Origin of the sequence: Fictibacillus barbaricus (assembly GCF_014635025.1) — a bacterium.
GTDB lineage: Bacteria > Bacillota > Bacilli > Bacillales > Fictibacillaceae > Fictibacillus > Fictibacillus barbaricus.
On the sequence record NZ_BMCE01000001.1, the window covers coordinates 1821535 to 1835136 of the forward strand.

9 protein-coding genes and 1 riboswitch are annotated in these 13602 nt (G+C 40.1%); of the genes, 7 read left to right on the forward strand and 2 right to left on the reverse strand.

Annotation, left to right across the window (positions count from 1 at the left end; all coding sequences use genetic code 11):
* Positions 1-2 precede the first annotated feature (2 nt).
* The 5 genes from IEV52_RS09125 to IEV52_RS09145 all read left to right on the forward strand — a co-directional run bounded on the left by IEV52_RS09125 (position 3) and on the right by IEV52_RS09145 (position 8094).
* Positions 3-641: an NAD(P)-binding protein gene (locus tag IEV52_RS09125; protein ID WP_188402132.1), complete on the forward strand. Its 639-nt coding sequence runs from the start codon at positions 3-5 to the stop codon at positions 639-641.
* A 1-nt stretch (position 642) separates the two neighbouring features.
* Positions 643-755, forward strand: a riboswitch (SAM riboswitch).
* Positions 756-820: 65 nt separating this feature from the next.
* On the forward strand, positions 821-2671 hold the full coding sequence (locus IEV52_RS09130; RefSeq protein ID WP_188402133.1) for a bifunctional homocysteine S-methyltransferase/methylenetetrahydrofolate reductase: 1851 nt from the start codon (positions 821-823) through the stop codon (positions 2669-2671).
* The gene (gene metH / locus IEV52_RS09135; protein ID WP_188402134.1) at positions 2664-6122 is read left to right on the forward strand and encodes a methionine synthase; all 3459 of its coding nucleotides are present in this window, start codon (positions 2664-2666) and stop codon (positions 6120-6122) included. The genes IEV52_RS09130 and metH overlap by 8 nt, the downstream gene beginning before the upstream one ends.
* A 179-nt stretch (positions 6123-6301) precedes the next feature.
* Positions 6302-7489 carry an iron-containing alcohol dehydrogenase gene (locus IEV52_RS09140; protein WP_188402135.1) on the forward strand — a complete coding sequence of 396 codons (1188 nt, stop codon included), beginning with the start codon at positions 6302-6304 and terminating at the stop codon, positions 7487-7489.
* Positions 7490-7575: 86 nt separating this feature from the next.
* Positions 7576-8094, forward strand: a complete 519-nt coding sequence (locus IEV52_RS09145) for a YbaK/EbsC family protein (protein ID WP_188402136.1) — start codon at positions 7576-7578, stop codon at positions 8092-8094.
* 127 nt (positions 8095-8221) lie between these two features.
* On the opposite strand, the gene IEV52_RS09150 is transcribed toward IEV52_RS09145, so the two are convergent.
* On the reverse strand, positions 8222-9400 hold the full coding sequence (locus tag IEV52_RS09150) for a styrene monooxygenase/indole monooxygenase family protein (RefSeq protein WP_188402137.1): 1179 nt from the start codon (positions 9398-9400) through the stop codon (positions 8222-8224).
* A 167-nt stretch (positions 9401-9567) separates the two neighbouring features.
* Here IEV52_RS09150 and IEV52_RS09155 point away from each other — a divergent pair, with 167 nt between their 5' ends.
* On the forward strand, positions 9568-10389 hold the full coding sequence (locus tag IEV52_RS09155; protein ID WP_188402138.1) for a serine hydrolase: 822 nt from the start codon (positions 9568-9570) through the stop codon (positions 10387-10389).
* Positions 10390-10551: 162 nt separating this feature from the next.
* Positions 10552-12117 (forward strand): glutathione ABC transporter substrate-binding protein, encoded by a 1566-nt coding sequence (locus IEV52_RS09160; protein WP_188402139.1) that lies wholly within the window; start codon positions 10552-10554, stop codon positions 12115-12117.
* Positions 12118-12165: 48 nt separating this feature from the next.
* Here the strand turns inward: IEV52_RS09160 and IEV52_RS09165 are convergent, their stop codons facing one another.
* Entirely contained in the window at positions 12166-13593 is a 1428-nt protein-coding gene (locus tag IEV52_RS09165) for a cytosine permease (protein WP_229754221.1), read from the reverse strand.
* Between the last annotated feature and the right edge of the window lie 9 nt (positions 13594-13602).

Sequence of the window (13602 nt, forward strand, 5' to 3'; positions counted from 1 at the left end):
CTATGTATCCTATCCATATAAACTTGTCTGGCAAGCCTGTCGTTGTAGCGGGCGGCGGGTTGGTCGCTTATCGAAAGATTAAAGATTTGTTAGAACAAGATGCGTATGTTACTGTTGTTAGTCCTGAAGCAGTTGAGGACATACAGAAATGGCATTCTCAAAAAAAACTTGAATGGGCTGAAAGAAAAGTAAGGGTTGAAGACCTTCAAGAAGCTTTTTTAATTATTGCAGCGACCAATTCTAGTGAAGTTAACTCATGGATTGCAGCACAAGCAAAAACACACCAGCTCGTTAATGTAGCGGATCAGCCTCATCTTGGCAACTTTATCATCCCAAGTGTTGTAAAAAGAGGGAAGCTCGTTCTCTCTGTCTCAACCTCAGGGGCTAGTCCTAGCCTTTCCGCTTCTATAAAAAAAGAGCTCCAGCAACGATACAGTGAAGACTATGAATCTTATTTAGATTTTTTATTTGAATGCAGATCAATAATTAAGAAGGAATTTCCGGAAGAAAGTCGAAAATCATTATTAACAAAGCTCACAGACGCGTCTTATATCCATGAAGCCGACAAAAGAAACGTATATAAACAGGCATTAATCAGTGAAATTCAACGTAAGTATGTTAGTAAACCAATAACAGAATAAACCCTTATCAAGAGAGGTTGAGGGAGCGGCCCTATGAAACCTCAGCAACCAGCAGCAATACGCTGAAATGGTGCTAATTCCTGCGAGTTCCTATCGGACTTGTAAAGATAAGAAGACCAAAACGCTGAAAAAAAGTCTTCTTTTATAGAAGGCTTTTTATTTTTATATAGGAGGCTATCATGAGTTTAGTAACAGACTTAGAACAAAACAAAATACTGATCGGTGATGGTGCGATGGGAACGCTTCTTTATTCCTATGGGTCGGACTTTTGTTATGAGGAGTTAAACCTTTCACAAGAAGAACAGATCTATAATATCCACCGTGCTTATTTAGACGCTGGCGCTGATATGATTCAAACCAATACATATGCCGCGAACTACTCAAAACTCGAGCGCTATGGCCTTCAAGATCAAGTAAAAGAGATCAATAAAGCAGCTGTTCAGATAGCTAGAAATGCTGCTAGAAGTAAATATGTTGTGGGTACGATCGGCGGTATACGCGGTATTAAGCCAAACAGTACCCCACTTGATGAGATCAAGCGCAGTTTTCGTGAGCAGCTGTATTGTTTATTGATGGAAAATGTAGACGGCATCCAGCTTGAAACGTATTATGACCTGCAAGAACTAGAAACGGTTTTAGAGATTGCTCGGAAAGAAACATCACTTCCGATCATTGCCCAAGTATCTCTTCAAGAAGTTGGATTTATGCAAGACCGCACACCTATTTCAGACGCTTTGTCACGCCTAGAGAATATTGGTGCAGATGTAGTGGGATTGAACTGCCGGCTGGGTCCTTATCACATGCTGATGACTTTAGAAGAAGTACCTTTACCAAAAAGAGCATTTCTTTCAGCTTTTCCTAATGCTTCACTCCCATCTTACACTGATGGCCGGTTTAAGTATGAAGGAGACGCTGACTATTTTAAAGAGTGCGCCCATTTATTTAGACAGCAAGGTGTTCGTCTGTTAGGCGGCTGTTGTGGAACGACGCCAGCTCATATTCATGCCTTTTCTAGCGAACTAAAAAACTTGGAGCCTGTAACTGAAAAAGAAGTGAAACAAAGAAAAAGAAAGATTGTTATTCAATCGGCATCAAAGTCCAATTATACCCCGCTTTGTGAAGAGGTAAAAAAGAAACAATCTATCATCGTTGAATTAGATCCGCCTAGAAAACTAGATACATCACGTTTTATGGAAGGCGCAAAAGCGTTAAAAGAAGCGGGAATCGATGCTCTTACTCTTGCTGATAATTCACTTGCTTCACCACGTGTATGCAATTCCGCATTAGGATCTATTGTTCAATCACAGTTAAATCTTCGTTCGCTTGTTCACATCACCTGCCGTGACCGGAATCTGATTGGTCTTCAGTCCCATTTAATGGGTCTGCACACACATGGGATCCATGAGATCCTAGCTGTTACAGGAGATCCGGCAAGCGTAGGAGATTTTCCAGGGGCTTCGTCTGTATATGATGTAACGTCTTTCGAACTCATTAAGCTGATTAAACAGTTTAATCAAGGGTTATCACTCTCTGGAAAAGAGCTGGGTGAAAAAACAGCCTTTACGGTCGGAGCTGCTTTCAACCCAAATATTCGCTCCATTGATAAAGCGGTTGAAAGGTTAGAGAAAAAGATCGCATATGGCGCAGATTACTTTATTAGCCAGCCTGTATTTTCAGAGCAAAAGCTGATCGATACGTATGAAGCAACAAAGCACATCGATAAACCGATCTATATTGGGATCATGCCGTTAACATCTTCACGAAACGCTGAGTTTCTTCATCATGAAGTACCGGGAATCAAGCTCTCAGATACTGTTCGCGACCGTATGGGCAAGCATAAAGATGATCCAAAACAGGCGTGCAAAGAGGGCTTGCTGATCGCAAAGTCTTTACTCGATACAGCCATGGAACTCTTCAACGGAATATATCTCATTACCCCATTTATGCGGTACGAACTTACGGTTGAACTCGCTCAATATGCAAGAGCCAACCATCCGTCACTACTAGCCAGGAGGTCACAGAATGCCTAAGTCATCATTCGAAAAACAACTGGAGTCAAAAATCTTAATCATGGATGGTGCCATGGGTACGATGCTTCAAGAAGCAAAACTTACACCAGAAGATTTTGGCGGTGAGGAATACGACGGGTGTAATGAGTATCTTAACGTAACGGCACCTGAAGTGATCGAATCCATTCATGATAAATACCTGCAAGCTGGAGCAGATATCATCGAAACCAATACATTTGGCGGGACGAATCTTGTACTCGATGAATACAGCCTTGGAAAAAAAGCATACGAGATCAATAAGCTTGGAGCTGAGATCGCAAGAAGAGCAGCTGATGCTGTAACGACAAAAGAATGGCCGCGTTTTGTAGCAGGCTCACTAGGACCAACGACAAAAACATTGAGTGTAACAGGCGGCACAACGTTTGATGCATTAAGAGAGGCTTATGCAGAACAAGCACGGGGCTTGATTGATGGGGGGGCAGATCTTCTCCTTTTAGAAACGAGCCAAGATATGCTGAATGTCAAAGCGGGTTTTCTTGGGATAGAACAAGCCATTGAACAAACAGGGAAAAGAATACCACTTATGGTGTCTGGAACGATCGAGCCGATGGGTACGACGCTTGCCGGTCAGTCAATCGAAGCGTTTTATATCTCGTTGAAGCATATGAACCCGATTGCTGTAGGGTTGAACTGTGCAACAGGCCCTGAATTCATGCAAGATCATATTCGGTCATTGTCTGATCTTTCTTCTACAGCGGTCAGCTGTTATCCGAACGCTGGCCTGCCAGATGAAGAAGGACAATATCACGAAACACCTGAATCACTTGCAGCTAAACTAACAGGCTTTGCAGAAAAGGGTTGGCTGAACATTGTTGGCGGCTGCTGCGGAACAACTCCTAAACATATTGAAGCTCTTTCAAAAGTGATGAAGAACTATTCACCTCGAAAGCCCAAAGTCAGCGAAACTCATATGGTCTCCGGAATCGAACCTTTTATCTATGATGACCCTACATTACGTCCCATCATGGTCGGTGAACGTACTAACGTCATAGGGTCACGGAAGTTTAAACGTTTGATTGCAGAGGGTAAGTTTGAAGAAGCCGCTGAAATCGCCAGAGCTCAAGTAAAAGGCGGCGCACATGTACTGGATGTCTGTTTAGCTGACCCAGACCGAGATGAACGAATCGATATGGAGAAATTCATGAAAGAAGCCGTTAAAAAAGTAAAGATCCCATTTGTGATCGACTCTACCGATGAAGACGTTATTGAGTTGGCTTTAAAATACTCACAGGGTAAAGCGATCATCAATTCGGTTAACTTAGAGGACGGTGAAGAACGTTTTGAAAAAGTGATACCTCTTTTGCATAAATATGGTGCTGCTGTTGTAGTCGGAACCATTGATGAAAGAGGCATGGGTGTCTCAGCAGAAAGAAAGCTTGAAATTGCTATGAGATCTTATGAGCTTTTAGTAAAAAAGTATAACGTGTCACCTTCGGATATCATATTTGATCCACTTGTGTTTCCGGTTGGAACGGGTGATGAACAGTATATAGGTTCAGCCAATGAAACCGTTGAAGGCATACGATGGATCAAAGAACACTTTCCGGAATGTTTAACGATCTTAGGTGTCAGTAACGTATCTTTTGGATTACCTCCTGTAGGCCGGGAAGTATTGAATGCTGTCTACCTCTATCACTGTACGCAAGCAGGATTAGACTATGCGATCGTAAACACAGAAAAACTTGAGCGATTCGCTTCTATTGCTCCTGAAGAGATTGAGATGTCAGAAAATCTTTTATTTAAGACAACTGAAGAGTCCTTATCTCTTTTTACAGATTTTTATAGAGGAAAAAAGAAAGAATCTAAATCGAAATTACCTGACATGACATTAGAAGAGCGGCTTCAATATTATATTTTAGAAGGTACGAAAGAAGGGTTAATTCCTGACCTGGAGATCGCGCTGCAAAAATATGAAACTCCTTTAGGTATCATAAACGGACCTTTAATGGATGGGATGAAAGAAGTGGGACGGCTGTTCAACGAGAATCAGCTCATTGTCGCTGAAGTTCTGCAAAGTGCTGAAGTCATGAAGGCATCCGTTGCATTTTTAGAACCTTACATGGAAGCGAGTGATGAATCTGCATCAAAAGGAAAAGTGCTGCTTGCTACTGTAAAAGGTGATGTACATGATATCGGAAAGAACTTAGTAGACATCATTTTAAGCAACAATGGTTTTAAAGTGGTCGATCTAGGCATTAAAGTAACATCCCAAGAATTGATTGAAGCGGTTAGAAAAGAAAAACCAAACATTATCGGCCTCTCGGGATTACTCGTTAAATCAGCTCAGCAGATGGTCTTAACCGCAAATGACATGCGCGAAGCGAATATCTCAACTCCTATACTAGTGGGAGGTGCGGCATTATCCAGAAAGTTTACCGACACGAAGATCGCTAAAGAGTACGAAGGGCTGGTGTTATATGCGAAAGATGCTATGGAAGGCCTTTCGCTTTCCAATCAGCTCCAGACTCCAGACACATTTGATCAGCTCTCGGCTGATTATGAGGAAAGAAAAAGATCGAGCGCTCTGTCTCTAGCAAGCTCAGAAACTAAAACAGAGACTGGGGCAGCTACAGCAGTAAAAATCCGTTCGAAAGTTTCACGTACCGTACAAGTTTATATTCCTCAAGATACTAAAAGACATATTATTAAAAACATATCATTGTCACATATTCAGCCATACATCAACATGCAGATGCTGCTTGGCCACCATCTCGGGATTAAAGGAAAAATTTCTAGACTGCTAGAAGAAAAAGATGAAAAAACACTTCATATTAAGAGTGTCGTTGACAACTTATTAAAAGAAGCAAAAGAAAAAAACCTAATCCAGCCTGCAGCCATGTATCAATTTTTTCCTGCACAATCGGATGGAGAGGATGTTGTGATCTATGATCCTAACGATCGGCAGACGATCATTGAAAGATTTACCTTTCCTCGTCAAGAAAAAGAGCCTTATCTTTGTATAGCGGATTATCTAAAAGATAAAAACAGCAGGGAAATGGATTATGTAGGGTTCTTTTCCGTAACAGCAGGCAGAGGAATACGTGAGCTGGCTCTTCAATTAAAGAAAGAAGGACGATTCTTAGAAAGCCACGCGTTGCAAGCCTTAGCCTTAGAAACAGCTGAAGGCTTTGCAGAACTCATTCATCAGCAGATGCGTGATCGCTGGGGTTTTCCAGATTCAGTAGATTTTACGATGAGAGAACGTTTCTCTGCACGTTACCAAGGACAGCGTTTTTCCTTTGGCTACCCAGCCTGTCCGGAACTTGAAGATCAGCAAAAACTATTTAAATTAATTCAGCCAGAGGATATTGGTGTTCAGTTGACGGATGGCTGCATGATGGAACCAGAAGCATCTGTATCTGCTATTGTTTTTGCCCATCCGGAAGCGAGATATTTTAATGTGTTGAGTTGACCCATAGCACCTTATTTAGGTGCTATCTCTATTCATTAGTCTTTGGATAGAATCCAATCATACTTAGACATATTATGATTCTAAAGAAATGTATAATTTTCATTAAATTAAGACAATTTAGTGTGAAACCATTTCTTTTTCCATTATGATGATGAAAAGAAGAGGAGGGTGTTATGGTCATGAAACACTTTGAATTCAATCTGCCGACCATCATTCGAGCTGGAAACGGTGAATTTAGAAAAACGGGGACATACTTAAGGGGACTTATAGAGGGAACTCGAATCTTTATTGTAACAGATCCTGGGATCGAGCAAACTGGGTTCGTAAAACAGGCTATTCGAATGTTAGAACAGCAAGGTTTTGAAACCCGCATCTTTAATCAAGTGAGACCCAATCCACGGGATATAGATTGTAAAACGGGTGGTAAATCAGCAAGAGAATTTTGTGCAGATGCGATATTGGCAATAGGCGGAGGATCGGTTATCGATGCAGCGAAGGCGATTGCGATTATACAATGCCTAGGTGGTGAGCCTCAGGATTACGCTGGGCGAGATAACGTTCCCGAAAAAGTTACCCCTATAGCTGTTGTTCCTACTACTTCTGGAACAGGTGCAGAGGTAACACGGTCATCGGTTATTACCGATACAGCAAAAAAAATCAAATTCACGATCAAGGATGTTAATATCGCACCAGTCTTAGCGATTGTGGACCCCGAACTTACATATGGACTACCTGCCCACTTAACTGCATCCACAGGAATGGACGCCTTGGTGCATGCTATAGAGGCTTATACTTGTAAACTATCGAATCCCATATCAGACGGTCTGGCATTACAGGCAATGAAACACATCTATCCTTTTTTAAGAACAGCCGTAAATAATGGAAATAATCAAGAAGCCCGTTACAACTTGATGGTAGGTTCCACACTTGCAGGCATGGCTTTCTCTCATGCAGATGTAGCATCCGTTCACTGCATGGCAGAAGCGATCGGTGGCTTATATGATACTCCTCATGGGGTCGCAAATTCTATGTTCCTGCCATACATCGTTGAATACAACGCAGAGGCGGAACTAAAAAAACATGCAACGATCGCCAGGACGATAGGTATCGCTCATCAAAACGATTCAGATCAATATGCAACTGCACGTCTAGTGGATGAAATGAAGCAACTGGCAGAAGACCTATCCATCCCAACGTTTTCCTCTTTACCGGAAGTGAACGAAAAAGACTTCGTTTATCTTGCTGAGTCATCTTTCTTGAATGGCTCTACACCAAGCAATGCAAGGGAAATAACAAAAGAGGACTACCTGGAGCTATTTAAGATGGCATACTCAAAAGAAAATAAGGGAGTAAGCCCGCTTAAATAGAAATGCCATATACAATCCATTTGATGGCTTTACTTTATCAAAGCGTGTTAGACTTAAAAATTATTGTGGAAGGGAGGATGAAAAGGATGTCATTAGAGAGTGTATTAGCTCATTTCAAACAGTGGAATCGTGAAGGTGATGTGATGGAGTTTGAAACATCAAGTGCTACTGTTGAAGAGGCTGCCCATACAATTGGGGTTATCCCTGCTCGAATTGCGAAGACGTTATCCTTCAGGGGAGAAGGAGACAAATCCATTTTGGTCGTTGCCGCTGGTGATGCCAAAATCGATAATAAGAAATTTCGCCGCGAATTCGGTTTCAAGGCGCGTATGCTCACTCCAGAAGAAGTGTTAGAGGAGACTGGACATGTTATAGGCGGTGTTTGCCCTTTCGGATTAAATAAAGAAATGGATGTCTATCTAGATGTTTCGATGAAACGCTTCAATACACTTTTCCCCGCTTGTGGAACTCGAAACTCTGCCATCGAACTAACTTGCGATGAGTTATTCAAATATTCAACTGCTAAAGAGTGGATAGATGTTTGTAAAGGCTGGGAAGAATTCGAGTTTATTGGGACAGTAACTGTAAACAACGATGGACTTTGAAATTAATAGTTGTGAAGTAACGATTGAAATAAGCATCTATAAAAACAAGCCCCTTCACATTGGGAGGGGGCTTGTTTTTTCTCCTTCGTTTTTATCCTGATACTTGTAACCAAAAAAGTTACGCAGTTCAATTTCTAGTTTTCTGAAAGAATGCTTCGTGAGCTGTTTTTGGGTTGGCGAACCATTCCGCAATCGCATCTGCTTGTTCTTGATTTCCAACACCACTTAGAAGCATCTGAACAACATGCTCTGGTAAAGGTTGTGTCATCGCATTAGTCCATTCGGTGACTTCTTGGACATATGTTTTGACTCGTTTCCAGTAGGTGTTACCAAGTTGTTCATCCCATTTTTCATGTTTAAAATCTACGAGTGTTTCATATAGCTGCTCTGCGCAATAAGATGAAAGGTTGCATCCTTGTCCTGTGATCGGATCATTCAAAAAAACACTGTCCCCACAGCCTAAAACAAGCATGTCGTTAATTATCAGATAAGGCTTGCGTATTTCTGGTCTTATCGCGACCTGGAGGAAGGCATTTTCATCGGTCAAAGCGAATTTCTTTTTATCTAAACGTTTATGGATGTCAGGAAAAAAGGTTTCAACTGATTTATGCATTTGCTCTGTAAACGGATCCTGATCTTTGATACCTTTAAATGTATCCAACTCTCTATTTGGCACTGCCATAATAAAGAGAATGGTAGCCGGACCACGCTCAGTGATTGCGGGGATCTCAAACATTTCACCGATCTCTGGAAGTACAGTTACGTTTACGCCTAATGGAACGTTCGACTCAATACCTTCGAAATAGCCTACAATACATTTGCGCTGCGGAACATCAAATGGAGAAATGTCTTTTTCAATAGGAAAAGAGTAGAGTGGACCTGATTTCCCTGTGCAGTCAATCACTAAATCGTACTCATTTACTAAACTCTCTGCAAATGCATAGTTGACTTTACCTTGTTGAAAAGTTACACCTTTTGAGTTCAGATCATCCATGCATTCGGAAAAATAAAGGCGCTGGTCCACGGACAATGCATCTTCTTTTAACATACCGGTAAATAGTTTTTGTGTACCGATCGTAATATGAATACTTTTTAGCGGATCACTCTCTTTCCATTTTGGCATATGAAAACGAGCTTCCCGTTCTCGGGTTGGACCAAAATGAACTTGAGTAGACAGAACTCGTCCATTACGGATATTTTCCGCAGTGTTTGAGTGAACAACCGTGACAAGAAAATCTTCCTTAAGTGCATAAGCCAGCTGCAAACCAGCAGTACCACTTCCGATAATACATATTCGCTTTTTCAAGATTATCCTCCTTTATGATACGAATTTATAAAAGAAAGAACCTTTGGAACTCGGCGTTTTAAGTCTATTTACAATTCAGGTTACTGTAAATAAGACGAATTATTTAATTTAACTTTCATTTATAGGTAAATAAACACATCGCATACAAAGAAAGCAGGGAAGCGGGAATGTTAAAACAATACGAACAAACACTATTCAAATTAATCACTTCAGGACAAGGAACTTATGGAGTATCCATCTATCATTTTGAAACGGAAGAAGCATTTACTTATCAAGCCGATGAAGAGTTTTATTCAGCCAGCATTATCAAAATTCCAATAATGGCAGCTGTATTCGCTCATGCTGCGGAACGAAAATGCTCTCTATCTGAAACGATAAGAATTCGAGAAGAAGACATAGTGCCCGGTGATGGTATCTTAAAAAATTTAGCATCTAGGATGGAATGGACGGTCTACGATTTAATTGTCTTGATGATCATCGAAAGCGACAACACCGCTACGAATCTATTAATAGATTTGGTAGGTAAAGAGAACATCGGAGTACATATGAAAAGCTGGGGGTTTCATATCAGCAGACTTCATCATAAACTGCAGATCTCCCCCGACCGGAAGCATGATGAATCCAATGTTATTACACCTAGAGAGATAAATAAATTTTTGATTGATATGGCATTTGGAAGAATTGTATCGATAAATGCATGTAGACAGATGATCGATATTATGAAACAACAGAAAATGAATGATCTGCTCCCAAGACTCTTACCTGATACAGAAGGACCAATCGGTAGAATTTCTAATTGGGAACTTGCTCATAAAACAGGCTATGTATCTGGAATTGAGCATAACGTAGGGTTATTATACCTGCCAGGAAACACATTTTCTGTTACTGTTCTTAGCAAAAATGTGCCTACTCGTGAAGAACCGAAGGAAATTATAGGTAAGCTTGGTAAGTGGTTATATGAGAAAACTTTAAATGAGTTTACCATCTAGTCGTATTTTTCTTAGTACTATAGCACCCTTCTTAATAACTCTTTCATTCAAACAAGTAAAGATTGTTTAAAAACTAGTAAAAATATTCAAAACAAAATCTTCAGAATATTTTTATAATTAGTGAAAGGCTTGGATGAATTTAGATGGAGGGGGTTCATAATCATGTTTGTTAAAAAAGGTTTGGCTAGTTTAATGTTTGCTGTATTTTTAGGGATTATGCTGACTGGCTGTTCCACAGGTCAAAAGGCAGATCAACCTGGGACTGACACAGGAACATCATCGAAGAACTCAGACACATTGATTATTACTCGTTTATCGGATGCAGAAAATTTAGATCATCATTTTATGTCTACCATTAATGCAGCTACCATTACTCACGGGAAAATTTATGAAGGCTTAGTAGGCAGAGACAAAAATGGTAACTTTAGACCGATGTTAGCCGAAAAGTGGTCGCAAGTCGATGAAACGACGTGGGAATTCAATTTAAGAAAGAATGTAACCTTTCATGACGGCACTCCATTTAATGCTGAATCGGTAAAAGCGACATTTGACAGGTTGTTAGACCCAGATGTTGCTTCACCTAGAGCTGTAGTATTTAAAATGATCACGGAAGTAAAGATCATTGATGATAACACTATACACTTTATATTGAAAGAGCCTTTTTCACCGTTCTTGTCGATCTTAGCAAGCCATGAGGGTGGAATTATAAACCCTAAGACGATCAGTAAATATGGCAAGAAGATCATACAGGAGCCAAACGGAACCGGTCCATTTACTTTTGATTCATGGTCACCGGGTAAAGAAATAAAACTCGTTAAAAATAAAAAATACTGGGGTGAGTCTCCAGACCTTAACGCTGTTGTGTTTAAAGTAGTACCTGAAGAAACAACACGAGTTTCCATGATAGAAACAGGTGAAGCTCATATCGCTGAACCTCTTTCCGTTACAATGATGGATACAGTGGAAAGTTCAAAAAATGCACGTGTTTATCGAAGTGAAGGATACGGAACGGAGTACATCGGTTTTAACGTTAAAAAGACGCCATTCGACGATGTGCGCGTTCGTAAAGCTGTAGCTCATGCGATAGAAATGGAATCGATCATCGATGGTGTTTTCAGCAATGTTGGAACGAAAGCAAACTCCTTATTAGGTTCAAAAGTATTTGGCTATCATGAACAATTAAAAGCGTATGAATACAATTTAAACGAGGCAAAGCGATTATTGACTGAAGCCGGCTATCCAAACGGATTTAAAACATCATTAAAAACGATGGACAGCAAAGAAAGAATCAATTTGGCAGAAGTTGTTCAATCACAATTAAAAGGGATTGGTATAAAAGTTGATATTAAGGTCTTGGAGTATGGAACATTTGTTGAACAAGTAACTGGCGGAGATGCCGAAATGTTTATTATCAGCTGGAGGAATGCTACCGGAGACGCTGACTATAATCAGTACAATCTTTTCCACTCTAGTTCTCATGGAGCAGCAGGAAATACATTCTTTTATAGCAATAAAGAAGTGGACCGCTTGATTGAATCTGCCCGTGCTGTACAGGATGATCAAGAGCGTATTGAGCTATATAAAAAAGCGCAAGAATTAGAGATGAAGGATGCAGTATATGTTCCTGTTAGAGTCATTGAAAACATGGCTGCTGTCTCTAATGATGTGAGAGGATTTGAGATCAGCCCTTCTGGTTATTTAGAAATTAACGATATCTCAATAAAATAGAAGCAATATCAAAAAAGCCTTCTCCTTTTTAGAGAAAGGCTTTTTTCTTTAGTGGTTCTTAAAAGAAATCTTCATAAATGATATATACAATAATATAGCAGTAATTATACCTGTAAACCATGAGATAGAATAAAGAGGTGATAAGGAAGGAACATAGTTGCCTGCTAGACTTAACATTCCTGCTAAAAGTATTGATACAATTGCAGGTATACTAACAGCATTCTTCTTTATTGAACCATGATAGATCTGAGCTACATCAAGTTGTGATTTATTGATTAGAAAGTAGTCAGCAACCATTACACCAATAACGGGACTTAATAACCCCCCAATGATATTAAGAAAGACAAAGATACTTGTTGCATTCTCCATCAGTTTCCAGGGCATGATCAGGCATCCAAGAATAGAAGTAAGGAGTCCAGCCTTGATAAAGGTCAAATATTTCGGGAATAGGGCAGATAGCTGATTTCCAGCTGGAATGAGGTTGCCTGTTATATTTACGGATAATGTAGATAAACAAACCGTTAATAAAGAAAGTATAATGGCAGCAAGAAAATCAAATTGTTCAATCACTTCAAGAATGTTCCATATGGGTGTTCCGAATGCGATTTCTGAACCAATGATGATTGAGATACTTGCAATAGCAAAAAGAATATAAGTAGTCAGAATACCAAGCAGTTGCCCCAAAAACATTCCTTTAAAAGTACGTGAATATCTTGTAAAGTCTGAAACGCTTAAGATTGGAGCAACCCATGTGGCTAATATAGCAGAGATACACGTGAGCATTATAAATAGCCGATTGCCTTCAACACCTTTAGCCTCATATCTTAGAATTGAATCAACCCCCCCTGCAAGCTGCGTAAACCAAATGCTCATTCCGCCAAAGACAATAAAGATCAAAGGTGCTATAAATTTTGTCAAATTCCCAAGCGATTGAATTCCTCCAAAAATAAAAAAAACATGAATCATCCAGAATAATATAAACGAACACCAGCTGTGCATATTTAATCCTAAAAAAGATAAATCACCGCCGAGTGTTATATAACTAGGCCAAATTTTACCGATTAGTATAGAAATGGCTACACTTCCTGCATAAGTTTGTAGACCAAACCATAAGATTGAAGCAATCACACCTCGTAAAATTCCGGGAAACAAAGAGCCCTTTCCTCCAAAACTTGAACGAAGCAGCATCGAGTAGGGGATGCCGTATTTATAGCCCGCATGACCATTTAAGATTAATAGACCTGCCAGGATAATAGCAGAAATTAGTATAATAGCTAATACCTCGAAAACGGACAAGCCCATTGCAAAAAAGCCACCAACGGTTAAATAAGAGGGAATATTATGAACTGCCCCCATCCAAAGTGAAAAGAAGTGGCCGAACCGTAAATTACGTTCTTCTGGTTTTGTTGGGTATAGTTCTTCACTAAATGCAGTGGGTTTTTGAGAGTCAACTTCCCACAGTACTTTTTGCTCCAACAGTCGATC

Bases quoted from the DNA above. Each gene is read 5' to 3' on its own strand.
- IEV52_RS09130 (WP_188402133.1), top strand. From the start codon at position 821: ATGAGTTTAGTAACAGACTTAGAACAAAACAAAATACTGATCGGTGAT.
- IEV52_RS09140 (WP_188402135.1), top strand. From the start codon at position 6,302: ATGAAACACTTTGAATTCAATCTGCCGACCATCATTCGAGCTGGAAAC.
- IEV52_RS09125 (WP_188402132.1), top strand. From the start codon at position 3: ATGTATCCTATCCATATAAACTTGTCTGGCAAGCCTGTCGTTGTAGCG.
- metH (WP_188402134.1), top strand. From the start codon at position 2,664: ATGCCTAAGTCATCATTCGAAAAACAACTGGAGTCAAAAATCTTAATC.
- IEV52_RS09145 (WP_188402136.1), top strand. From the start codon at position 7,576: ATGTCATTAGAGAGTGTATTAGCTCATTTCAAACAGTGGAATCGTGAA.
- IEV52_RS09155 (WP_188402138.1), top strand. From the start codon at position 9,568: ATGTTAAAACAATACGAACAAACACTATTCAAATTAATCACTTCAGGA.
- IEV52_RS09160 (WP_188402139.1), top strand. From the start codon at position 10,552: ATGTTTGTTAAAAAAGGTTTGGCTAGTTTAATGTTTGCTGTATTTTTA.